This window comes from Ruegeria sp. CK1 (assembly GCF_056536545.1).
Genome location: NZ_JBQFPX010000001.1, coordinates 16,951 through 40,990 on the forward strand (window position 1 = coordinate 16,951; position 24,040 = coordinate 40,990).

At 54.8% G+C, this 24,040-nt stretch carries 20 protein-coding genes and 1 tRNA gene; 12 read left to right on the top strand and 9 right to left on the bottom strand.

The genetic code is table 11. The annotated features are described in order from the left end of the window. Positions 1-280: 280 nt before the first annotated feature. On the bottom strand, positions 281-1,303 hold the full coding sequence (locus ACR0L3_RS00095; protein ID WP_170469388.1) for a helix-turn-helix domain-containing protein: 1,023 nt from the start codon (positions 1,301-1,303) through the stop codon (positions 281-283). 132 nt (positions 1,304-1,435) lie between these two features. Between ACR0L3_RS00095 and ACR0L3_RS00100 the strand changes: the two genes are divergently transcribed. Both ACR0L3_RS00100 and ACR0L3_RS00105 read left to right on the top strand, forming a co-directional pair. Further along, a complete protein-coding gene (locus tag ACR0L3_RS00100; protein WP_170469594.1) occupies positions 1,436-2,911 on the top strand; it encodes a DUF1214 domain-containing protein in 1,476 nt (491 codons plus the stop codon). A gap of 34 nt (positions 2,912-2,945) precedes the next feature. Beyond that, entirely contained in the window at positions 2,946-4,439 is a 1,494-nt protein-coding gene (locus ACR0L3_RS00105) for a DUF1254 domain-containing protein (RefSeq protein ID WP_170380003.1), read from the top strand. Positions 4,440-4,577: 138 nt separating this feature from the next. Here ACR0L3_RS00105 and ACR0L3_RS00110 read toward each other — a convergent pair whose 3' ends face one another. Genes ACR0L3_RS00110 through ACR0L3_RS00120 form a run of 3 tightly spaced genes read right to left on the bottom strand, consistent with a single transcriptional unit; the run spans position 4,578 to position 6,541 of the window. Next, positions 4,578-4,880, bottom strand: coding sequence for a hypothetical protein (locus tag ACR0L3_RS00110; RefSeq protein ID WP_480742697.1), 303 nt, complete (start codon positions 4,878-4,880; stop codon positions 4,578-4,580). A 60-nt stretch (positions 4,881-4,940) separates the two neighbouring features. Then, on the bottom strand, positions 4,941-5,711 hold the full coding sequence (locus ACR0L3_RS00115; RefSeq protein WP_170380001.1) for a nuclear transport factor 2 family protein: 771 nt from the start codon (positions 5,709-5,711) through the stop codon (positions 4,941-4,943). Between the two features lie 35 nt (positions 5,712-5,746). Beyond that, a complete protein-coding gene (locus ACR0L3_RS00120) occupies positions 5,747-6,541 on the bottom strand; it encodes a VOC family protein (RefSeq protein WP_170380000.1) in 795 nt (264 codons plus the stop codon). A gap of 104 nt (positions 6,542-6,645) precedes the next feature. Between ACR0L3_RS00120 and ACR0L3_RS00125 the strand changes: the two genes are divergently transcribed. Both ACR0L3_RS00125 and ACR0L3_RS00130 read left to right on the top strand, forming a co-directional pair. Further along, the gene (locus tag ACR0L3_RS00125) at positions 6,646-7,527 is read left to right on the top strand and encodes a LysR family transcriptional regulator (protein WP_170379999.1); all 882 of its coding nucleotides are present in this window, start codon (positions 6,646-6,648) and stop codon (positions 7,525-7,527) included. Between the two features lie 258 nt (positions 7,528-7,785). Next, positions 7,786-8,661 (top strand): aminotransferase class IV, encoded by an 876-nt coding sequence (locus ACR0L3_RS00130; protein WP_480742699.1) that lies wholly within the window; start codon positions 7,786-7,788, stop codon positions 8,659-8,661. Between the two features lie 224 nt (positions 8,662-8,885). Here the strand turns inward: ACR0L3_RS00130 and ACR0L3_RS00135 are convergent, their stop codons facing one another. Continuing rightward, on the bottom strand, positions 8,886-10,097 hold the full coding sequence (locus ACR0L3_RS00135) for an HlyD family secretion protein (protein WP_480742701.1): 1,212 nt from the start codon (positions 10,095-10,097) through the stop codon (positions 8,886-8,888). Positions 10,098-10,382: 285 nt separating this feature from the next. Here ACR0L3_RS00135 and ACR0L3_RS00140 point away from each other — a divergent pair, with 285 nt between their 5' ends. Genes ACR0L3_RS00140 through ACR0L3_RS00150 form a run of 3 tightly spaced genes read left to right on the top strand, consistent with a single transcriptional unit; the run spans position 10,383 to position 12,684 of the window. Then, positions 10,383-10,646, top strand: a complete 264-nt coding sequence (locus ACR0L3_RS00140; protein WP_480742703.1) for a DUF3489 domain-containing protein — start codon at positions 10,383-10,385, stop codon at positions 10,644-10,646. Beyond that, the gene (locus tag ACR0L3_RS00145; protein WP_480742705.1) at positions 10,643-11,056 is read left to right on the top strand and encodes a DUF2924 domain-containing protein; all 414 of its coding nucleotides are present in this window, start codon (positions 10,643-10,645) and stop codon (positions 11,054-11,056) included. Before ACR0L3_RS00140 ends, ACR0L3_RS00145 begins: the two co-directional genes overlap by 4 nt. Further along, the gene (locus ACR0L3_RS00150) at positions 11,056-12,684 is read left to right on the top strand and encodes a recombinase family protein (RefSeq protein ID WP_480742707.1); all 1,629 of its coding nucleotides are present in this window, start codon (positions 11,056-11,058) and stop codon (positions 12,682-12,684) included. The genes ACR0L3_RS00145 and ACR0L3_RS00150 overlap by 1 nt, the downstream gene beginning before the upstream one ends. Positions 12,685-12,866: 182 nt before the next feature. On the opposite strand, the gene ACR0L3_RS00155 is transcribed toward ACR0L3_RS00150, so the two are convergent. Beyond that, positions 12,867-12,941: transfer RNA gene (locus ACR0L3_RS00155), tRNA-Gln, on the bottom strand. A 341-nt stretch (positions 12,942-13,282) separates the two neighbouring features. Then, positions 13,283-13,771, bottom strand: a complete 489-nt coding sequence (locus ACR0L3_RS00160) for an SH3 domain-containing protein (protein ID WP_480744619.1) — start codon at positions 13,769-13,771, stop codon at positions 13,283-13,285. A 171-nt stretch (positions 13,772-13,942) separates the two neighbouring features. Here ACR0L3_RS00160 and ACR0L3_RS00165 point away from each other — a divergent pair, with 171 nt between their 5' ends. The 5 genes from ACR0L3_RS00165 (at position 13,943) to ACR0L3_RS00185 (ending at position 22,201) form a co-directional block, all read left to right on the top strand. Then, on the top strand, positions 13,943-14,929 hold the full coding sequence (locus ACR0L3_RS00165; protein WP_480742709.1) for a 2-hydroxyacid dehydrogenase: 987 nt from the start codon (positions 13,943-13,945) through the stop codon (positions 14,927-14,929). A gap of 38 nt (positions 14,930-14,967) precedes the next feature. After that, the gene (gene ggt / locus ACR0L3_RS00170) at positions 14,968-16,761 is read left to right on the top strand and encodes a gamma-glutamyltransferase (RefSeq protein ID WP_480742710.1); all 1,794 of its coding nucleotides are present in this window, start codon (positions 14,968-14,970) and stop codon (positions 16,759-16,761) included. A gap of 12 nt (positions 16,762-16,773) precedes the next feature. After that, on the top strand, positions 16,774-18,186 hold the full coding sequence (locus ACR0L3_RS00175; RefSeq protein ID WP_480742712.1) for an FAD-binding oxidoreductase: 1,413 nt from the start codon (positions 16,774-16,776) through the stop codon (positions 18,184-18,186). Between the two features lie 93 nt (positions 18,187-18,279). Then, positions 18,280-19,557, top strand: coding sequence for a hypothetical protein (locus ACR0L3_RS00180; RefSeq protein WP_480742714.1), 1,278 nt, complete (start codon positions 18,280-18,282; stop codon positions 19,555-19,557). A gap of 136 nt (positions 19,558-19,693) precedes the next feature. Next, the gene (locus tag ACR0L3_RS00185; RefSeq protein ID WP_480742715.1) at positions 19,694-22,201 is read left to right on the top strand and encodes a GcvT family protein; all 2,508 of its coding nucleotides are present in this window, start codon (positions 19,694-19,696) and stop codon (positions 22,199-22,201) included. A gap of 38 nt (positions 22,202-22,239) precedes the next feature. Here the strand turns inward: ACR0L3_RS00185 and ACR0L3_RS00190 are convergent, their stop codons facing one another. Further along, the gene (locus tag ACR0L3_RS00190) at positions 22,240-22,893 is read right to left on the bottom strand and encodes a DUF938 domain-containing protein (RefSeq protein ID WP_480742716.1); all 654 of its coding nucleotides are present in this window, start codon (positions 22,891-22,893) and stop codon (positions 22,240-22,242) included. Further along, the gene (locus ACR0L3_RS00195; protein ID WP_480742718.1) at positions 22,890-23,957 is read right to left on the bottom strand and encodes an NAD(P)/FAD-dependent oxidoreductase; all 1,068 of its coding nucleotides are present in this window, start codon (positions 23,955-23,957) and stop codon (positions 22,890-22,892) included. The genes ACR0L3_RS00190 and ACR0L3_RS00195 overlap by 4 nt, the downstream gene beginning before the upstream one ends. Positions 23,958-24,040: the final 83 nt, after the last annotated feature.

The window sequence follows — 24,040 nt, forward strand, 5'->3', positions numbered from 1 at the left end:
GGTCAGCGGCACAGAAGACTAACGATCATTTTTGGGAAATTATCGTGCTGCATACGAGACAGCGATAAACGCTCGTTTTGGCGCCTTGGCGAGACTTTGCAAAGTCCGCTTTCTGCGCATTGCTGTAATTGGGGCATCGCGCAGCATCGGTCAATTAGGGCTCGGAGCAGACGTTCGCAGAATTCATTGAATGTCTGCTACGCGGACTTTATTGCCATTGGATCAAAGTCGGCTATGCGGACAAAGCAGACATTGGAAGATTGCTCTCGCGACCCACAAGTCAACTATTGTCGGAGTTCATCTTGCGATAGTCAGAGGGCGTCAGTCCCGTCACCTTCCTAAATGCGCGGCTGAAATTATTTGCGGTTTCATATCCTAGCATGGAGGAGATACTGGAGACTGTCTCGCGCGTATCTGTGAGGAGTTCCTCGGCCCTTGCTACCCTGACATCGTTGACGATTTCGCGAAAACGAACCCCTTCGGTTGCTAACTTCCGTTGTAGTGTGCGAACGCCAAGATCGAGCGAACGCGCGGTGGCATCAATCGACATTTCCTCCCGATGAAGTTGTTGCCAAACCACTTCCTCGACTTGTCCTCTAAGTGTTTGAGGTGGGCCGCCCAATCGTTCGCGAGAAATATCTCCGACGGTTGTCGAGCCGCCGGTAAGTTTTTTGGGCGTGGTTTCGGCTCGCAAAGCCGATGCATCAAAATCAACCCCAAGCCGGGAGGCGTTCCAGATTACAGGACAAGCGTAGGTGTCTTCTGCCTCGACAAATCCAGGAACCTTCGGGAAGTCCAAGAGCACGGCAGATGGCTTCCAGTCGCTTCCTAAATACGCGCGGAATATGCTCAAAAAAACCCCAACGGCCGAGAAGCCGATGTCCGGATACGCGAAATGCGAGCGAAGTCCAAAACGATAACAGTAGCGCGCGCTTGTGCCCGAAGTTTCAAGCCATGCGCGATCCGTAGACGAATGAAATGGCATGACGGCAGAAGCTCGTATTAGCGCTGCCCCCAGCGTTGGAGCAGAAAGAACGTAACTCCCCCAGGCGCCGTAGTCAGCGACAGTGAGATACGGTGACCACAACAATCCGATGTTTTGTTGTCCCGTGGATCGTGCGGCTTCGTGCACAAAGGTCGCCAAGGCATGCTCCGAGATGTAACCGCCTCTTTCCTCAATGAAGTGAACAGGAAGATCGGCAGAGTCAAAAGCACGCAACAAGCGTCTTTCCCCAGCGGCCTCAAGCACAAACTGGGGCATCGCGCCCAAGGCCTTAGCCGAAATCATCGGTGGTAGGTTCAATCCGTCAACCCGCTTGTTCGCCCGCGTGTCGTGAAATGATACGCATCGGCTGAACGGATGTGCAAGCTTTCCCTAAACAGCAGGGAGCATTGCAATATGAAAATACTTCGGCCATTACACGGTGGTTTTTCGATGCATTTTTTGGGAATGGTGCTCGGCGCAGGTATTTCTGCTTCACCAGTTTTCTCCCAGTCCTTCAACGACACGGGCGACATCCTTGCACGATCAGCCGAGGTCGAGGACATCGAGTACAAGATTATGGTGCAGCGTGCCACCCAGACGGCCATCTGGGGAATGCCTGCCGCCGGTATGATCGATTTCCTCAAGGGCATTCGCCGCGACCTCGGTGGCGACTACAATGACATCATTTATCTCAACAAGCCGTTCGACTCCAAACATGGGTTTCTTACGGCCAACGATGTTACGGCCTATGCTTGGGCTTCAATGACCTCCGAACCCGGTCCCCTTGTCATTGAAGTGCCCGCTGCCACCGACAAGGTGAACTACTTCGGTACAATCGTGAATGCTTGGGATGTTCCTATTGTGGACGTAGGTCCCGATGGTTTCGATGAAGGTGCCGGCGGCAAGTACCTCATGCTACCCCCAGGCTACGAAGGGGAAATGTCGCTGGAGGAATTAACTGAAGCGGGATACCTTCCCTTTGAAACAGATACCTACGAATATGGTTTTTCGTTCCGGCCAAAACTGACGAATGGCGGAACGGACACCGATGCGGCCGAGTACGCTCAGACGATCAAAGTGTACTACCTGTCTGAGGCTGACAATCCACCACCCAACAACTATCTCGAAGCGTCAGAAGTGCCGTACGACTCGCTTCCATACTACAACGAGACCTTCTTTCAGGACTTGAATGATTACGTTCAAAACAACCCCGTCAGACAACAAGACAAGGTCATGGTAAATTTCCTGAAGGATCTCGGGATCGAAAAGGGAAAACCTTTCGAACCATCGGAAATTCAGTTGAAAGCAATGAATGAGGGTTTGTTGTTGGCGTATGCCTCTATGCAGAACTACTTTGTTACGCCCGGCAAAGCCATGATACCGCTCTGGGTCGACGATAGCGGCGAGATGAAAAGCCAGTGGCTGATATGGGACTTTGCCGAAGGTCAACCCGAGGCAGGCTTCCCGTATGAGACTGAGACAGAGGTACTTGTGGATGCGCGTGCGGGCGGCAGCTACTTCTGGATCACGTACCTGCCGAAACAACTCGGTGGCGGTACCTTTTATCTGACGGGCCTTCGCGACAGCGACGGCGACATGTACGACCACAATCAGACTTACAGACTTAACGTGCCAGCAGACACACCTGCCGACGATTTCTGGTCCGTGATTGTTTATTCGATGGAGACCAAGAGCTTCATCCGGAACGTTGATCCAGTGGGTCTGTCCGAGCGCGACACAGACTCTATGCAAGCCGATGAAGACGGTTCTTACGACATCTTTTTTGGACCGGAGGCACCGGAAGGCAAGGAAAGCAACTGGATACCAACCACAGAGCCGTACTTCCTTTTGTTCCGTCTATATGGGCCGCAAGACGGATGGTTGGAAAGTGGCTGGATGCTGGGCGATCTAGAAAAAGTAAACTGATCAAAACAAACAAAAATTCCCAATGGAGTGAACAATGAAAACAAAGTCGTTAGCCGTGCTGACCGCCCTGGTACTCGCATCGCAATCTCCAGCCCAAGAGTACAAGGCTGAAGTTCCGGATAGCATAATCGTACCGGATCAGGTGGAGACACGATTTGGAACGTTGGAATATTTTGACGGCTTGCCGACGCCGGATACAGCTAAGCTGTCGTATAACGCATTAAATTTCATGCGTGGCATGCAGGTATTCATGGATGGAATGCCTGCAGCCTCAACATATGCAATGTGTCACGGGCTCGAAGAGGGCGCTGGCGTTGATCCGATGAAGATCGGGATCTTTGAAGACCTGTATAACGCCCGTTCGCTTCTTCTCACGCCGAACACCACGACAATCTACATTCTTAACTGTACGGACCTGTCCGAAGGGCCAGTGGTTTACGACGTGCCGCCGGGCATGCTGGGGTTCGTGAACGATGCCTATATGCGTTATGTCACTGACATCGGGAACGCTGGGCCTGACGCTGGCGAGGGTGGGAAGTTCTTGATCGTTCCGCCCGACTATGAAGGTGAGTTGCCGGACGACGGTTACTATATTGTGAAGCCGCCAAGCTATCGGAACTGGTTTCTGTTGCGTGCGTTTTATGGGGAAGACGGCGTTGGAGCCGCAGTGGATCGTGTGAAGGAAACTCTTCGTGTTTACCGGTGGGAAGACCGCGACGCGCCGCCCGATCAGGAATTTGTGAACCTGACTGATCTTCAGTTCAACACGATACACGCCAATGACTTTTCCTTCTTTGAAGAGATGAAGGCCGTTGTAGACAACGAAGCGGAAGGAGCACTTCCCGATGAATTGATGGGAGCAATGTTCTCGCTGGGTATCCGAAAAGGTGAACCATTTGAACCCGATGACGAACTGAGGCTGCTGCTCACAGAGGCAGTCGCATTGGGCACGGCGGCGGCTAAGTCGTTGAATTTTGCTCCTCGCTCGCGTGCGCCATTCTACTATGACGAAGGGTATTGGAAGACGGCGTTCGTCGGTGGCAATCATGAGTTCCAGGCGGGGGACGTGAAAATCCTCGATGCGCGGACCCTGTTCCACTACTACGCGACTGGCATTACGCCTGCCATGGTTGCACAAAAGGTTGGTGTCGGGTCGCAATATGCGCTGGCAAACCGGGACAGTGACGGGAACTACTTCGATGGGAGCAACACCTATTCCGTCACCATCCCGCCAAATCCGCCCGCGCAGGATTACTGGTCTTTCGTCGTTTACGACACCCAAACCCGTTCACTGCTCGAAACTGATCAGAAACTCGCAGGGGTCGACAGCAACCAAGCTACATTGGAAGCGAATGAAGACGGAAGTTACACTGTCTGGTTCGCGCCTGAAGCGCCTGAAGGCAAAGAGGGCAACTGGATACAGACGATGCCGGGCAAATCTTGGTCGACCGTACTGCGATTGTATGGCCCTCTCGAGCCTTGGTTCGACGGATCGTGGCGCCCGGGCGAGATCGAACTTATGGAGTGATAGACTGTCAATTTAGCGCCCTAACAGTTCGCTATCGAGAACGAGATGTCGTGCCATGTGAGTGCGCATCCCGAACAACGCGACAACAACCAGGGGAGGGCGGCAACTACCTCGTAGTGCCGCCCTTCTGTTTGTCTGCTATCGCGCTAAATTGTAGCGTGTCATCGACATTGTGGTTGCATCGATCATGCTCATGAATCGTTCAGCAGCGGGTGCTGATGTAAAGCTATCCATGGACGCTTGGGCGTCTTCGGCACTTTCCCAGTTAACTACCACTGCCCATTTGCCATCTGTGAATGCAGCTTGGCGCGAGACAAAGCCTGGTTGTTTGCTGACATGCTCATCTTCGATGACTTTATCAACAGGTTCGAACTCTTGCGGTGTAACGCCTTCAGCAAGGTCCATCGTCACAATTTCAATGACGCCGACGTCTTGTGCCATTGCGTTACCTCCTACGAGCATTATCAGGGTGATCAAGAACGCTTTCATGATGGCACCCGATCAAAACTTTCCATTGTCGTGGGCCATCTCGGACGGGATGTCCGCGATTACGTCCCAATGCTCAACGATCTTGCCGTCTTCGACGCGGAACAGGTCATAGAAGGCAGTCGGCTTGTCGGCAAACGTGCCCTCGGAGGCGGTGAAGACAAAGTTGCCCTCGGCCACAACAATGTGGACGTCCGTGTAGATCATCTGGATGCCTTGCTCGGCCATGCCTGCAAGAGCCGCACCCAAACCGTCCAGACCGTCAGCAATGTTGCTGTTGTGCTGTATGTAGGTCTCCGTCGACAGAAATTCGGTTATCCGGTCAACGTCGCCATCCTTCAGGATGGTGTGCACAAAGTCTGTGACCAGCGCCTTGTTCTCAGCGGTCTTATCCAGATCGGTTATCTCAGTTGGACCATCGGTCTGAGTATGACCCGACGGGTTCGGCGGTGTGATTGGTGTCAGGTTGTCCCAGTGTTCTGCAACCTTTCCGTCCTCGACGCGGAAGACATCAAAGCCAACCAAGGTGTCTGCACCAAACGCCTGGGCGTTGTTGTAGGTGGTATGCAGGACGACGATATCGCCCTCCGTGATGACCCGGTGGATGTCCACCTCGATCCCGCTTTCCTTAAGACCGGGGATAAACCCCAGGATTGGAGCGGCACCTGTGGGTACAGCAGGGTTGTGCTGAATGTAGTCATTTGCCAGCAGTTGTTCGGCTGCGGTTGCGTCGAAGTTGACGAAAATGGCGGCTACAGCCTCCAATACGAGCTCTTTAGGTGTCATTGTTGTTGTCCTCTCTTGGTTTGATTTGACGATATTCACGCGGCGCAGGCTTGCGCCGAGTTGATCGTGAATTCAGTGCCCCACGGGTCGACCTTGCGGCCGGGCGTGAGAGTTTTGGGGTCTGCCAACAGCTCAACACTTGTGAGACCAGTGGCCCCAGCAGAGCGCGAGCCTGCTCCCTTGGATTGCCAAGCGTTTGTAGCTAGGTGGTGATGGTAGCCACCGGACCCGAACCAGCGGGCTGAGGGCAGCTCAAAGGTCTGAACCATACTCAGTTCGTCAGTAACGAATTTCGCTGCTTTGCTGACATCACCGACACGTAAATGAACGTGTCCGATGACTGTGCCTTGTGGTGCGCCTTGCCACTGTGTGGCATCTTCTGTGAGTGATTTCAGATCGAGCGGGTGCGTTGTCATGTGGACGGTATCGCCCTCGCGTTTCCACATTTTGCGAGGCAGGTCACGATAGATTTCGATGCCGTTTCCTTCGGGATCGTTCAGATAAAGCGCCTCGCTGACACCGTGGTGGGATGCCCCGTCCAGGCGAACACCGCGCTCATCCGCGTAGATCAGCCATGCGCCGAGGTCTTGTTTGGAAGGCAACAGAAATGCCGTGTGAAACAGCCCCGCCTCTTTAGGAAAGGGTTTGGCGTTTCGGTCCTGGCGCAGCTCGATCAGCGTTCCAGCCTCGGTGCCGAGGTAGGCGCTTTCACCGTCGCGTTCGATCAGGCCGAGGCCAATCACGTCTTCATAGAAGGTGGCGGTCTTATCCAGATCGCGCACCGTCAGGGCGACCTGGCCTATTGAGATGGGGGCGTCTGACGCTGCCATGTTCTTTTCTCCTGCGATTAAGCTTGAGAGGAACTTAGCGATGGTCTTTTCTCCATAAAATGGCGATAAGAGCGAGTGTGTATCGCGCAAATGGAGACAATTCTATGGACCGGATCGACGGGATGCAGAGCTTCGTGGCTGTTGTGGAATCCGGTTCTTTTGCCGCCGCCGGACAACGGCTTGGCATTTCAAACAAGCTGGTCAGCAAGCGTGTCGCACAGCTCGAAAACATGGTTGGGCTGAATCTTCTCCATCGCACCACCAGGTCTATGTCGCTGACCCACGAGGGGGAGCGATATCTGGAAGGAGCGCGACGAGTGCTGGCTGAGATGGAGCAGTTGGAGACTGAGTTTGACGCTTCAGAGGGCTTGAAGGGCATCGTTCGTGTGGCCGCGCCCCTTACCTATGGCGACACGGCGGTGGCTAAAGCAGCAAGCCGCTTCGTAGAGCAACACCCGAACGTCACGGTCGAATTGGACTTGTCGGATCATTATGCCGATCTGGCCAAGGGCGGTTTCGATATCGCAATACGGATCGGCGCGCTCAGTGACTCCAGTTTGGTCGTTCGCAAGCTTGGTGAAACGCATATGAAAGTCGTCGCGACCCCTTCCTACCTTGAAGAACATGGCGCACCTTCACATCCTGCGGAACTCTCGGACCACATTTGCATTCGAGATGCGAACAACCCGGATCCAAACCGCTGGCCCTTCCAGATCGAAGGGCAAACCGTGCAGGTGCCTGTCTCTGGCCCATTTCTCGCAAACAGTCCTCCCGCCTGCCTCGTTCCGACGCGCGCAGGGAGCGGCATCTTCATATGCCCAGATGTGTTTTTGGGGGACGACCTTGAAACCGGACGTCTTGTGCAACTCTTTCCGGAGTTCCATTCCCGCACTTTGCCGATCCAAAGCGTGCAGTTGCCTTCGGCCTTTCGAAAGCCGCGTGTTAAGTCCTTTGTCGAGTTTATGCGTGAAGAGATTCGAGCGTAGGAAGTCCAAAGCAGTCACTCGCGCTATGCGCAGCATTTGGTAGGTATGGGCTCGAGGCAGACGTTCGCAAAATCGCGATGTATGTCCGCTTTGCAGACTTTTCTGCCCTTCACCTGTTTGGGATCAAGGACAGCGGGCAGCCCAAAACGGACATTGCGATTTCAGTCCGCACTCCGATAGCTTCTATTCATGACTGTTTTACCCAATCTCTCCGAGCATTACTCTGACCCTAAAACATATCCTCCTGGCGTGGCTTTCATGGACGGGCAGTATTTGCCGATTTCGGAAGCTAAGATTTCGGTTCTGGACTATGGGCTGCTTCATTCCGACGCGACTTACGATGTCGTCCATGTTTGGAGCGGAGCTTTCTTTCGACTCGAAAGCCACCTTGATCGGTTTTTTGCAGGTTTGGAAAAGCTGCATATGTCGATTGAGTATGACCAAGACCAGGTTACCGAGATACTGCACAATTGCGTCGCACTATCCGGACTAAAGAACTCGTACGTCGAGTTTATTTGTACTCGCGGCATGTCTCCGACATTCAGCCGGGATCCACGTGATGCCATCAATCAGTTCATCGCGTTCGCGATCCCGTTTGGATCGGTGGCCAATCCAGAGCAGATGAAGCATGGACTAAATGCAGCAATTTCATCCTTGGTGCGCATTCCTCCGAATTCAGTCGACCCCACAGTGAAGAACTATCATTGGTTGGATCTGGTGAAAGGCCTCTATGAGGCTTACGACCGCGGTGCAGATACAGCGATACTTGTTGATACAAATGGTAACGTGTCTGAAGGGCCCGGGTTCAATATTTTTGCCGTCATCAACGGAAGAGTTCTAACACCAAGGTTCGGTGTGCTTCTCGGGGTCACTCGTCAGACGGTCTTCGACATTTGCACAGACCTGGAATTTGACTGCTCAGCCGTCGACATACCCCAAGACCAACTCCTGGGTGCAGACGAGGTGTTTATATCTTCAACCGCCGGAGGGATCATGCCAGTGACCAAAGTGAATGGACAAAATATCGGTGCTGGATCTCCCGGCCATATCACAAGTCAGATCACCAAGCGTTATTGGGAAATGCACAACGAGAAGAACAAGAGGCTTGTGATAAAATACTTGGATGAAAAATAGCTGTCAGTCGGTGTCGGGTCTACCCAGTGGTGGAATGTAGTTTTGAGAGCCATGACTTTGCTGGATGCGTCTCACTCAATTTGCTTATCGCAACCAAAAGCAGAAATTTTTGCCCTACGCGTCTAGCCCGAAGCGGACCTTCATCACTGGGCTTAGCAATCTCTGAGATGCGGACGAAGCCGAACATGAAAAAGGGAATGGTTCAGTTGAACTACGTCCAAAGGCTACAAATAATTCAACTGTTTGGTTACCCAGAATAGGATTTCGGCAAGAACCCCGATTGCGCCTGCTTTTTCAGTCATTACCAATGCTGTTCCCGATGTACCAAAAGGAAGATCTTCCAAATCGGAAACCTCAGATAACTCAATCAGCACTGGGTAGCTAGAGATACCGGCCAGCTCTCGTATTGAAGGAAGCCCCGCGCGCAGATCAAGTGTCCCCTCGGCGGATCCCGCCGGTAAAGCAACAATGATGCCAGAGAGCTCTGTGCCAGGCTGTGTCCGCAGTGCCAACCTAATCTCGTCTCCGATGTTTACGTTTTGGCGGCTCGATTGTGGAAGGGAGGCTACAATTGCAAAATCCGACGGATCAATAAATGTTATCGCACCTTGAAACGTAGTGGCGCGGTTTCCAGGCCGTAGTGTAACAGCAGAAACTACGCCATTTCCGGGTGAATGAACCTCTGTCTCTTCAAGGCTCCATCTGGCCTGCTCGAGCGCCATTTCAGCTTCCACAACTGCGGCGTCTCGGCCGTCAATCGTAGCGGAAATTCGACGCTCCAGTCCCTTCTTGCGCGCTTCAGCTGCTCGGATATTCGCGGTCAATTGATCAATCGTAGCAACGGCTTCTTGGAGTTGAAAGGTTGTCGATGCGCCTCGCTCTTCCAATTGGATGATGTCGTCGCGCCTCTGCTGCCCAAAGAGAAGCTGGGTATTCAAAGACTCGATTTCAGCCTCGGCTGCAGCGAGATCAGTCAGTAACTGGTCAGCCGAAGACTTAGCCGTTTCAAGAGAGGCCTCGAGACGTGACACTTCAGCAGCAAAAACCTCAGGATCAATTTTAAAGAGTAGATCACCTTCATTAACGGATTGATTGGCCTGGACAGCCACCTCGACAACAGTTCCGGATACGTTAGGTGCGATGTTTGTCTCAATCCCTTGAACTGAAACTGGACCAGTGGGTGTCGTGTGATTCAGAGCTCCTATTACGACAAGAGCAATCACTGCTGCGCCAGCGTAGACAACCGTTTTCCAAAACCCGTTCCACGGGAGCCATTGGAGTTTAGAAAACACCAACCAAATCAAGCCGAAGTAAAGACTTAAGACGATGAGCATCAACCAACCTCCGAAACCAAGCCAATTCACTATAGCATTAAGGAAGCGACAAAAATCTAGGGATAGGCCGTAGCACGCTCGCAATACTATGCGATTTTCCAATGCCCACAGTCAGCTCGTCGTCCATACGAGTTAAGAATTTTGAATATCCACTTTGGGCTCGATGCTGACATCCGAGCATTTTACTCAGATGACTGCTTAAGATCGGAAAGCAGACACCGAAGCCTGTGCCCTGCGATCTAGTGAGGCGAGAACATTTTTTACAATTGGACTGGACTTCCTGGCGGTTCAGAGCAGTACTGTCTGTGTCGCATTCGCCCGGGATCACCGGGCTCCACTCAGTACGGGACGAGGGATGGACCTTTGCCCGCAGAGTGGAGAAACACGATGACTACACCAAATGCAGTAGCGCAAAGTTCGGCCAGAACCACAAAGTTTGGCAAAAAGCTGACCCGTCATATGCAATTTCACAGAATGCTCACGCGGAAATCCGGCGTCACAATCGCGCAGCTTCAAAAGACCTTCGGCTGGCAACCGCACACGGCACGGGCCGCGATATCCTCGCAACGCAAAGCGGGATTTGTGGTCGACAGACTGAAGACCGACAAGGGATCGGTTTACCGGATTGCTGAAGAGCAGGGCACCCAATGAAAACAAAGCAAACCGAAGAAATATCGATCCTGATATCAGAGATCGAAACTTTCGATCGCGCTGTCTGTCTCGAGTACTGGCGCGAGACCTTCGGACGCTCCCCACCAAAGTATTTGTCACTACAGTTTATGAAGCGGGTGCTGATCTGGGATATGCAAAACAAAGCGCTGGGCAGTGTGTCAGCGAAAACCACCCGACGCCTGAAGCAGATTGCGGCTGGGAAAGTGTTGCCCACTACCGCCAGGCCTGGGTCTCATCTGGTCCGCGAGTGGAACGGACGGACATATCTGGTCGAAGTCGTTGAAGGCGGGTACATCATGGATGGCAAAAGCTGGCGGTCCCTGTCAGCCATTGCAAAGCACATTACCGGGGCGCACTGGTCAGGCCCGCGCTTCTTCGGGGTACAGTGATGCGCCGGATCCGCTGCGCCATCTATACGCGAAAGAGTTCCGAAGACGGGTTGGAGCAGGACTTTAATTCACTCGATGCACAACGAGAGGCCTGCGAAGCCTATGTTGCCAGCCAAATGCATGAGGGCTGGGAATTGTTGCCCGAAAGATATGACGATGGTGGTATCACAGGTGGACATCTGGACCGACCTGCGCTGCAGCTCCTGATGCAGGCGGTGGACGAGAAGCGCGTTGATCAGATCGTAGTCTACAAGATCGACCGGCTGACACGGTCGCTCGCCGACTTTGCGAAGCTGGTGGAGCGGTTGGATCAGGCCGAGGCGTCGTTTGTGTCGGTGACGCAGAGCTTCAACACAGCCACCAGCATGGGGCGGCTCACACTCAATGTGCTACTCAGCTTTGCCCAGTTTGAACGCGAACAGACAGCAGAGCGCATCCGCGACAAGATTGCAGCCTCCAAGCGCAAGGGGCTTTGGATGGGCGGCAACGTGCCGCTCGGCTATGATGCAGATGGCCGGACGCTGAAGATCAATGAGGAGGAGACGCCGACAGTGAAAGCTCTCTATGACCTCTATCTCGAACACGGCCTTATCCGTGTCGTTAAAGGACGCGCTGACGCTATGGGTCTGAGATCGCGGCAACGCATGCGTGGAGCAGGGCGGGTGGCCGGAGGTATCTTTTTTGATCGTGGGCACATCCATCACATACTCAGCAATCCCATTTACGCCGGTCGCATCCGCCATAAGGGACAGGTTTATGAAGGGCAGCATCCTGCCATCATCGAACCGGAGATTTGGGACCAGGTTCAGCAGATGCTGCAAGCTGGGGCCGCAAAGTCTCGAGGCACAAAACAAAAGGCCACAACGTCACTGCTGGCTGGCAAGCTCTTCGATGAAACCGGTGACCGACTGACACCCAGTCACAGCAGGAAGAACGGAAAGCGATTGCGATACTACATCTCCAACCGGCTGGTAAAAGACCGCAGTCGGAAGCACCCGGATGCCTGGCGGTTGCCTGCGGAACAATTGGAGGCGTTGATCGCTGATGTCATCAGAAAAAATCTGAGCCGTACGGATTCTGTTGCTGCACTCATGCCGGACGCATCGGCGGCGGATATCCCAGGCATCTCCACCAGAGTGCAGTCAGCCAAGAGTACGAAACAGTGCCTTGCTATTGTCTCGCGTGTTGATCTCAAGCCGGGCCAGCTCACTGTTGTTCTCGGCCAAAGTAAAGTGGCCGAGCGGTTTGAATGTGACAAAGGTCGGCTAGATGCACTTGCACTGCAATTAGAAGCCCCGTTCCTTATGCGCAGGCGCGGAGTCGAACTGAAGTTGCATCTGGGAGAGGCACCCACAGAGGTCGATCGCACTCTGGTCCAAAACATCGTGAAAGCGCAGCGATGGATGAAGATGATCCTCAATGGCGAGACCTTCGCCGAAATTGCAGAGGCAGAAAGTACGTCAAAGCGTCGCGTTCAAGACGTAGTTGATTTGGCGATGCTTGCGCCAGACATCCTCGACGTCATCGTATCGGGTGAACAGCCGGATGGCCTCACGTCTGATTATCTCATTAAGTCAGGTGTGCCGGCTTCGTGGGCTGAGCAAAGCGAACAGTTCGCAAAGCTCTGAGCGAAGCCAACTAACATTTCACCAAACTCGTACCGCCGAAGTGGCAAACAGAGACTGTCGACCGAAATCGGCTGTATTTGCTCTCGATCTTGTGTCTCTGTCACAAACCGCCCACGCCAAGCCGCGGAAATCACGCGACAATATCGACGAACTCTCTCATTAGCTGAAAACTAGGGAGTGGATGGCTGGGGTGGTAGGATTCGAACCTACGATACACGGTACCAAAAACCGCTGCCTTACCACTTGGCTACACCCCAACGGTGAGGCGCTGTCTACGATTGTTGGTTGGAGGGTTCAAGAGCTTTTCGGCGAAAAAAACATGCTTTGAGTAAATTTTATTTGCCGTCCTAATACAGCTCTCCGAGGTTTTACAGAAATGCGTTTGTTAACGGGTGTATTCGACTGGAAACTGACGATGCGCGGATGAAGTTCGCTCAGCGCACCGACATTCTCGGGGCCTTTCGTGAAGCTAGATCAGGAGGTTTCCTATCTTGGTAACAGGTTAAAACAAAAGGGTAACCAACACGACGTAGGTGTGTGACTGATCTTGGGCTGACGGCCAGTGTCGAAAAAACGCGTGAAAGAATAGTAGAAGCTCCTACTCGCGAATTTCAGACGGATCGACCCCCCAAAGGTTCGATTTCTGAGCCCAACCGCGATACCCACCAGCCGAGATGTGGCACCAATCCACGTTGCAACTGCCCAATCGCGCCACGACTCCGGACTCGAATTGGGCTGCGATTTGCGAATTGGAATCGGGGCTCGTGTAGACCGACAGTAACTCGGATTCGATCAGTACCGTGCGTACGCCCGACAATAGGGCGTAGTGCACCCAGCCTCCGGCACCGTCTCGATCCTGAACTTTGCGCCAGTTGCCATATTCGGCTGTGATTTGCAGCGGCATGCCGCGCCGTTTGAACACCCAGTCGATTCGATGTGTCAGCGATGGGCCGCGGCGAACATTGCCCTCGGCGGCCTTCATCGAAACATAACGTGGTAAGGGAAGGTTAGTAACCGGGCCACGGGCATCCTGTGCGCTGGCGGCTAGACTGCCCAGCACTAGAAAGAATACAGCCGAAACCACCAAAAGGCGGCAATTAACCGTTAGAAAACCACTCACTGACTGCCTGCTCTTATGCCCGTTGATCTGGTTTAGAAAAAAGGTCGTCTCAATGCGCTTGGGGTTCTTGTGCCCCGCCTTATCCTGAGCCACGATGCCATGGCGCGCGAAGGTTTGCAAAGCGATGGGAGGACGAAGGTGCCAAGAGAACGTCTGAGTGTTGTCGTTACGCGACGGTTGCCCGAGGCAGTGGAAACCAGACTGTGCGAATTGTTCGATGTGCAACTGCGTGACGATGATACCCCAATGTTGCGTGAAGAACTGGTCGCAGCAGTGCAAAGCGCGGATGTGCTTGTGCCGACCGTGACCGATATGATTGACGGCGGGTTGCTGGGGCAAGCTGGTGAAAATCTGCGTTTGATCGCCAACTACGGCGCGGGGGTAGACAATATTGATGTCGCCACTGCACGGCAGCGGGGCATTTTGGTGTCAAATACGCCAGGTGTTTTAACCGATGACACAGCAGATATGACGATGGCTTTAATCCTCGCTGTTACGCGGCGCTTTGCGGAAGGCGTAAGCCTGATGCAACAGGGGGATTGGTCTGGCTGGGCGCCAACAGCTTTGCTGGGCGGACGGATCGGCGGTCGGCGCCTTGGTATTTTGGGGATGGGGCGAATCGGCCAGGCCGTTGCGCGCCGCGCCAGCGTCTTTGGAATGCAGGTGCATTACCACAATCGCCGTCGGTTGCGGCCTGAAATTGAACAGGAGTTAGAGGCAACCTATTGGGAGAGCCTTGATCAAATGGTCGCTCGGATGGATGTGATTTCCATCCATTGCCCTTCGACCCCATCAACCTTTCATCTTATGAATGCACGGCGCCTCAAATTACTGAAGCCGTCTGCCGTCGTCATCAACACGTCTCGCGGTGAGGTGATAGACGAAAACGCTCTGACGCGTCTGATCCGTTCCGGTGACATCGCAGGTGCAGGGCTGGATGTCTATGAACATGGCACCCAAGTTAACCCACGTTTGCGGCAGCTGCCCAACGTTGTGCTGCTGCCTCACATGGGATCGGCCACGCTGGAGGGGCGGATCGAGATGGGTGAAAAAGTCATTATCAATATCAAAACCTTTGAAGACGGGCACCGTCCGCCGGATCAGGTTGTGCCATCTATGTTGTAAGGCGTCCGCGCCGCAGGAGCAGTTTTCAGGAGGAAACGATGAAACGAAATCTGATTTCGGGATTGTTTGCGACGGCGTTGACCTTTGGAAGCGCGTCCTTCGCGCAAGAAACCGCGGACGCGGTAGCACCCGAAGGCGCCTCGGACGGCCAGGTTCAAGGCCTGACAGATGAAGTGATCGCCTCGCTTGAGGCGAAATTGGCTGGCCGACCAGTCACCTCCGAGAATTGGATGGTTTCGGCGGCGAACCCCCTGGCCGTTGAAGCCGGAGCCAAAGTACTGCGGGCTGAAGGGTCGGCGGCCGACGCTATGGTCGCGGTGCAAGTTGTGTTGGGGCTGGTTGAACCTCAATCTTCGGGTCTTGGCGGCGGTGCGTTTTTGGTCTGGTACGATGCCGCGACCGGTAAATTGACCACGCTGGACGGGCGCGAAACAGCCCCGCTTGAGGCAAATCACAGGCTGTTCCAAGATGAAAACGGCGAGCCGCTGCAATTCTACGATGCTGTGGTCGGCGGCCTTTCGGTTGGCACACCCGGAACGCCTGCGCTGCTGGAAGAGGCACATCGACGCTGGGGGCGCAGCCCTTGGCCCAGCTTGTTTCAGGATGGGATTGCGCTGGCCGATGAGGGCTTTCTTGTCTCACCGCGGCTAGCCACTTTGGTAGAGGCAGATGCAGAACGGCTGTCTCGCTTTCCTGTGACGGCTGAGTATTTCCTTCCTGGTGGCAAACCCTTGCAACAAGGTCAGCGTCTGACAAACCCAGATTATGCCGAAACGCTACGGGTACTGGCCCGCGAAGGCTCTGCTGGGTTCTACGGAGGCGAAATCGCAGCCGGGATTATCAGTGCCGTACGCAATGCTCCGGGCAATCCGGGTGTCCTGTCCGGGGTGGATTTGGCGCTGTATCAGGTGATTGAACGTGAGCCGGTCTGTGCCACCTACCGAACTTACGAAGTGTGCGGCATGGGGCCTCCTTCGTCTGGGGCGCTGACGGTTGGGCAAATACTGGGTATGCTGGATGGGTACGATCTGGCTGGAATGGGGCACGAGGATCCACATGCGTGGCGTTTGATAGGTGATGCCTCGCGGTTGGCTTTTGCTGATCGCGGTCGCTACATGGCTGATCACGACTATGTCCCAATGCCCACGCAGGGTTTAGTCGATCCCGATTACCTGTCTGAACGCGGCCAGTTGTTGGGTGGTGAGGGCGCACTGATCGAGGTCGCGCCGGGCAACCCGGAATTCGAACATTCTTCGAACTGGGCGGATGATGTCTCGTTAGAGCTGCCCTCGACCTCGCATATCTCGATTGTGGATCAGTATGGCAACGTACTGTCGATGACCACAACGATTGAGAACGGCTTCGGCTCGCGACTGATGACCAACGGTTTTCTGCTGAACAACGAACTGACGGATTTCTCGTTCAAGACACACAGCAACGGCGTGCCGATTGCCAATAGGTTAGAACCCGGCAAACGTCCGCGATCTTCAATGAGTCCGACAATTGTAATTCAAGACGGCGCGCCTGTGTTGGCTATCGGATCGCCCGGCGGCAGCAGAATTATCGGCTACGTCGCCAAATCGATCATTGCCTGGGCGGATTGGGACATGGACGTGCAGCAATCGTTGTCCTTGCCGCATATGGTTAACCGCTTTGGTGTTTACGATGTGGAACAGGGTACTGCGGCTGAAGGGTTCTCGGACCCGCTGATAGAATTTGGATTCGAGGTAAATCCGCGCGACCTGACTTCGGGTCTACATGCGATTGAGATTGGTGATGTTCTGACCGGCGGTGCTGATCCGCGTCGAGAAGGCATAGCGTTGGGCGAATAAGAAGGAAGAAAGATGGTTCAGGTGACTGCGCTACCCCGCAACGAGGCCGGGATCGAAACGGTTGTCGGTATCCTAAAGCAGAAATTTGGCGACCGTTTGCAAACCAGTCAGTCAATCCGCGAACAACACGGTCACACTACCACATGGATCGACAATCAGGCCCCGGACGCGGTGGTATTTCCTCAGTCGACCGAGGAAGTTTCCGAAATTGTCCAAACCTGTGCCCAGTACAAAGTGCCTGTAATAGCCTTTGGTACCGGTACTTCGTTGGAAGGGCATGTGAACGCCCCTGCCGGGGGGATCACTGTCGACTTTACGCAGATGAACAAGGTTCTGGCCGTCCACCCCGGGGATCTGGATTGTGTCGTTCAACCCGGTGTGACGCGCGAAGACTTGAATACTCATCTGCGTGATCAGGGCCTGTTCTTTCCAATAGACCCCGGTGCCAATGCCTCGCTGGGGGGAATGGCGGCCACACGGGCGTCAGGTACCAATGCGGTGCGCTATGGCACGATGAAGGATAACGTTCTGAGCTTGGAGGCGGTGATGCCGGACGGGCAAATCATTCGAACCGGCCACAGGGCGCGGAAATCCTCCGCAGGATATGACCTGACGCGTCTGCTCATAGGGGCAGAAGGCACGCTGGGAATAATCACTGAACTGACCCTGCGCTTGCAAGGCATCCCCGAGGCGATCACCTCAGCCCGCTGTTCCTTTTCGACGGTCGATGCCGCTTGTCAGGCTGTGATGATGACGATCCAATACGGTGTGCCAGTGGCCCGGATCGAATTGTTGGATGAGCTGTCTGTAAAGGCTGCCAATGGTTATTCTGGGCTTAGCCTGCCGGAAACACCATTGCTGTTGCTAGAGTTTCACGGTTCAGAAAACGGCGCAGTCGAGCAGGCCGAAACCTTTGGCCAGATCGCAGAAGAGTTTGGCGGCACAGATTTCGCTGCGACTAAAACGACTGAAGAGCGCAATAAGCTTTGGCAGGCTCGGCATGATATGTATTGGGCCAGTCTACAACTTCGACCTGGCGCGCGTGGGATCTCGACCGATGTCTGTGTCCCGATTTCTCGGCTTGCTGAATGTGTTACGGCGACGCGTTTAAAAGCGGAAGAACTTGGTTTGATGGCGCCTATCGTTGGCCATGTTGGGGACGGGAATTTCCATACTTTGATTCTCATCGACATGGAAAACGCAGACGAGGTCGCCCTGGCGGACGGGTTTGTTGGATGGATGAATGATCTGGCGATCTCGATGGAAGGGACGTGTACGGGGGAACATGGAATCGGGCAGGGCAAGCGGCCATATCTGGTTAAAGAGCTCGGCTCGGCCGTTACCTATATGGATGCGATAAAAAAAGCCTTGGACCCAGACAATATTATGAACCCAGGGAAAATTATGCCGTCTGAAAAGCTGTAAATCTCTAACAGCTTCCAGATGAAAGCCATAAGGCTGCCCAAATTAAACTCTATCTACTGCCGAAACGAGCGGTAATAGAAGTCGAGCATTCGGATGATCGCATTAAGAGTTATTGGTTTGGCATTGGCAGTTGTATTGGCCATTGTTGGCCTTGACTACTATCAGCAGGACAAAAAGTACGATGGTAGATTGTCCGTCAACGCTTACGCGGACACGATCAAGGATCGCTTTGCACGCCAACAAGACGAGCGCGACGCCAAAATCGCTGAGCGCGACCGCAAAAAACGCTGGAAAACCGGGGCAAAATCTTTCCTGCCTGTGACCGAAGACGGATGGTCACGCTATGAGCTGACAGCTACTGACAGTGAGGCCGTAAAAGCCGTGCTTTCAGGATATGATCCTTACCCCTTGGTCAGCTCGATTGCGAACCCGGCAGAGTTGGCGCGTCTTTCGAGCGGTGGCAACGATGCGATACTGCGCAAGCTCGGCGAAACGGGTATGGTCTATGCCAAGGGCGAAGATATCGCATGGTTTGACATTAGCCTGAAATCAGAAGCAGCGCGTAATACCCTCGCCGGCATCGCTTTGTCGCGGCAGCAGAATTTCATGGCGCAGATGTCCTTCAAAGAAGGATTTGCCGTTATCGGCGGTGTTGCCTTCATGGAAATCACTCAAGATACTTTGGACCCCACCGGGGATTTTCAGCACCGCAAAATCATAGGACGGATCGGCATCGACGAAGAAGTGGTGATCCGGATGCATACCAATGCCGAGGATGCTGCGATCCGGGAACTCTTGGGTGCTGTAGATTATGCGGCGCTAAACGCATTGCTGACATTTCCGTCGCCGGTCGTAGGGCGGGGGGCTTCGATTCAGATCGACCGGCAACCTGCGGTCGCAGAGAAGATGAACCGTTTATACTCCGAGATGGTGGCGGTTCAGGAAAAGACGACCAGTGAAAAGCTCAGCAATTTGGATTCTACGGCGGTGATGGTGAATACGATGACGTCCGCCGGGTTTAACAGTGAAGGGGTGATGGATATCACTGGGGGTAAGGTTTTCGAAAATCAGGACGTTTTGCAGATCGCGTTTGGTCGAGCACAGCAGTTGTTACTGGAATCCGATCAACGCCTGGCGACATCAGAGGAAACCAGTGGCGCTGACGATACAAGCGTTGCCAAAAGTTCGGGGTTCTTCTCGGGCCTGATGGACAAGCTACCTGCTATCGGGGCCGTTACAGTTACGGATTCTGGTTCCAAAGACATGAACAATGACACACCTTCGAAACCTGTGCGCGTACACAAGGGTGGGGTGGGGACTTCATGTGCGAAAATCGGTGCCAGCAAACGGTGCTCAATCTCTGGTCAATAAAGTCAATAACTCTGATTTAACTGTCTGTATGCGACGGTGGGTCGTTTTTCTTATATCACTGGTCGGATGAATGTCGCGCCGGGGTCTTCAATTGCGCCATATGGTTGCAACTTAATTCAAGGGGAGACGCCCGGTTATGAAAACCCAAGTCAAAGCACTGGTCGTTGGCGGTGGCGCCGTTGGGACCTCGATAGCCTATCATCTGGCCAAAGCGGGTTGGGATGATGTCATGTTGATCGAACGGGACGAGCTGACCTCTGGCTCGACCTGGCACGCGGCGGGTCTGTTGCCGTTGTTCAACATGTCTTACGCGACGACCCACATCCACAAATACTCGGTAGACTTCTACAAGACGCTTGAGGAAGAGACCGGCCTGAACGCGGGTTTCGCCGTCGTCGGCAACCTACGCATGGCGCAAACGCAAGAGCGTATGGACGAATACATGCTCTATGCGTCCACTGCCGAGACCTGCGACGTTGCCTATGAATGGCTGACCCCCGAGCAGATCAAGGAACGCTGGCCGCTGATCGAAACCGGCGATCTGAAAGGTGCGATCTATCACACCGAGGACGGTTACATTAACCCCGCCGACGTGACTCAGGCGATGGCCAAAGGCGCCCGTCAGCGCGGCGTCGAGATTGTCCGCAAGCTGCAAGCCGATGCGTTCCATTGGAACGGCACCCATTGGGAAGTCACCTGCACCAAGATGGTCGAGAAAGGCGGTAACCTGGTCGAGAGCGACGAGCAGGTTGTGATCACTGCCGAGCATGTCGTGACCGCATCGGGCAACCATGCGCAGCGCACTGCCAAGATGCTGGGCATCAAGATGCCAGCGATCCCAGTCGAGCACACGTTCATTGTCATGGACAAAGACCCCGAACTGGTCAAATGGCGCGAAGCCGGCAACCCGGAACACCCCGTTGTCCGCGATGCTGACAACGAATCCTATGCGCGCGAAGAGCGTGGCGGCTGGATTCTGGGTATCTACGAACACGGCGCACCTGCGCGTTTTGAGCACGGCGTGCCGGACAGCTTCCGCGCGGATCTATTCCCGCTGGATCTGGACCGGATTGCGGATCAGTACATGGCGATGGCGGAGCGAGTGCCGTCCTGTGCCGAATCCGGTTTGAAAGACGACTTCAACGGCCCGATCTGCTACACGCCGGACGGCAACCCGCTGGTTGGTCCGGCTCCGGGTCTGCGCAACATGTGGCTGGCCGAGGGCTTCTCGTTCGGCATCACCGCTGCAGGCGGCACCGGCTATTATCTGGCACAGATGATGGTCGATGGCGAAGCCGAGATCGACATGGCCTCGCTGGACCCCAAACGCTACAGCAACAACTGGATGACCACCGAGTTCGCGGCGCGCAAGAACGAAGAGTGCTATGAGCACGTCTACATTCTGCACCACCCGGATGAAGAGCGTGAAGCTTGCCGGCCGCTTCGTACTGTTCCGGCTTATGACCGTCAGAAAGCGCGTGGCGCACAGTTCGGCTGGGTCAACGGCTGGGAACGCCCGAACTACTTCGGCCCGCTGGACGCGCCGGATAACTTCGACAAGGAAAGCCGTTCGTTCCGCCGTGGTGGCTGGTGGCAATATGCTGTCGAAGAAGCCAAAGCGATCCGTGAAGGCGTTGGCCTGATCGACGCGTCGGCCTTCACCAAGCACGTCGTCAAAGGCCCCGGTGCGACCCAGTTCCTGGATTGGTTTACCTGCAACAAGCTGCCCAAGGTCGGCCGTATCAACCTGACCTACGCGCTGACCTCGCACGGTACCACCCGCACCGAATACACCATCGTCCGCAATGGTGAGAACAACTACTACATCGTCTCTGCCGGTGCCTGGACCGAGTATGACGCCGACTATCTGCGCAAGGCGGCCGAGGACAAGATGGAGGAGTTCGGCTACATCGAAATCCAGGACGTGACCACCCAGTGGGGCGTCTTTGCCATCGCCGGACCCAAGTCGCGTGATGTTCTGAAAGAGGTCATCAAAGACGCCGATCCGGAAACCGCTCTGTCCAACAAGCGTTTCCCATGGCTGTCGGCCCGCCAGATCGAACTGGGCATGTGCCCGGTCAACGCGATCCGCGTGGCCTATACTGGTGAGCTGGGTTGGGAACTGCACCACCCGATCGAGATGCAGAACTATCTGTTCGACCTGCTGGAAAAAGCCGGTGAGAAGCACGGTATGAAGCTGGTTGGTGCGCGCGCCCAAAACTGGCTGCGTCAGGAGAAATCCTATCGCGCCTTCGGTACCGAATTGGGCCGCGACGCGACCCCGCTTGAGGCCGATCTGCCGCGCTTTGTTGATCTGTCCAAGGACTTCTACGGCAAAGGCAAGCTGGAAGAGACCGGCGTGCGCGTCAAATGCTGCACCCTGCTGATCAACGGACCGGACGATGCCGACCCGTGGGGCCGCGAGGCGTTGTACACACCGGAAGGTGAGCGCGTGGGTCGTTTGACCTCAGGCGGTTACTCGGTGGCGTTCGAGAAATCGATCGGCATGGGCTACGTCAAGCCCGAGCTGGCGGTTGAAGGCACCAAGCTGCAGGTCAAAATTCAGGACAAGCTATGGGATGCGGTCGTAACCTGCGACAGTCCCTATGATCCGAAAAACGAAACCATCCGAAAGGACGGCTAACCCAAAGAACAGGCGGCGCGAAAGTGCCGCCTGTTTTGCTATTGGCCCGGTTTTTCCGCGATAAAAGCCAGGTTGTTTGCAGGCATCTCGACAATCTCTACAACCGTCAGGTTCTTGGCGCGCATCAGCGCCGCAATGTCATCGTCATTTTTATACCCGATCTCAGAGTCTTGCTGGACCAGTGCGTCGTGAAAGCGTTGGTCGCCATCGCTCGTCAATTGTCCTGATCTTTTAAACGGTCCGTACAGGATAAACCGCCCCTTGGGGGCCAGCGCCTGTGAGACTTCGGATACAAGCACTTGAGTCTCCGGCCAGCTGATCAGGTGCACCAGATTGATCAAGACAATGAGTTCCTGACCGGCGAACTCGGCGTGCCAGCCTTTCGCTGTGGCGTCTAGCGCGACCGCGTCCGCAACGTTGGGCAGATCGGCAGCATATGCGTTGATGCTGGCGCGTCGTTCGGCCTCGACCTCGGTCGGTTGCCAAGTGAGATCGGGTAGGGACTCGGCAAACATGCTGACGTGCTGGCCGGTACCGCTGGCGATTTCCAGCGCTTGACCTTCGCTTGGTGCCCAACGCAGCAGCAGATCACACAATGCTTCGGAATTACGGGTGGCTGCAGGGGCAATCAAACGCCCATCGTTACTTTCGGTGGCAACGCTCGCGTTTGAGGGGAGTGCTCGTTTGCTCATCTGCGAAACCTTTCCGGGCTTAGGGCGGCAACGACTTCGGCGTCCAGTTCCGGTGGGCTACCCGTCGCTAGGTCCGCAACCAGTTGCGACGCCGCCGGTGAGGTCTGGAACCCGTATCCGCCCTGACCCGCTGACCAGATAAAGGACGGATCGATCGGATCGGGTCCAAGAACCAATGTCCCATCAGGCACAAAGCTGCGCAGCCCGGCCCAGTTCGTTTCTACCCGAGTGACGGGCTCGGTGACCATCTCTTCATACCGGGCCAGCCCTTCAGCCAAGACCATGTCATCGGCATAGGCGTCATGGGGCGGTACCGGGTCGGCTTCGGATGGGGATACGATCAGCTTCCCTGCGTCTGGCTTGGCGTACCACGCCTCTCCCACGCCAAATAGCATTGGCCAGCCGCTGACATCATGACCGCCCGGAGCGGGCAGGCGCGCCATTGACCGACGTTTAGGTGTGATGTTGACCGGCGCAATTCCAGCCATAAGGGCAATCTCATCGACCCAAGCCCCGGCGGCGTTGACCAGATTGCGGGCTTCAAACACGTGTCCCGCGTCGACGATCCAGTGCCTGTCCTTACGGATGCAGGTTACTTTGGCCTTGGTCACGACCTCGCCTCCATTACTGCGAATGGTACGGGCGAAGTCCTGTAACAACCTGTCGGTGTCGATATCGAAAGCGGAAGTGCTGATAGCCGCATAAGCAACCCTATCGGGGTGCAGGATCGGAACGCGGGTCAGCGCTTCGCCCGCAGGAATGACCTGCATATTCAATTCCGCTGCGTCCTGTTCAAATGCAGCCCGCTGATCTTTGTGGCCGACCAATAAAATACCGCGCGGGGTCAGATAACCGCCTTTTTGCAGATAGTCCGCGCTTGCCTTGTTCAAAGCAACAACCGAGGGCGGACCGTAGCTTTCTTCGAACAAAGCAGCTGAACGGCCCGACGTATGGTAGCCCAGAGCATCTTCGGCTTCGAGCAGCGTTACGCGCACGTGATGCGACAGCCGTGCCCCGGCACTAAGGCCAGCAATGCCGCCACCGATGATAAGGAAATCAATCATATGGTCCCTTTTGGTGAGGTGCCTTTTTAGGAACGACGTTATCAAAATACTGTCGGTCACTTTAAGCAGGCTTGAATTTGCGC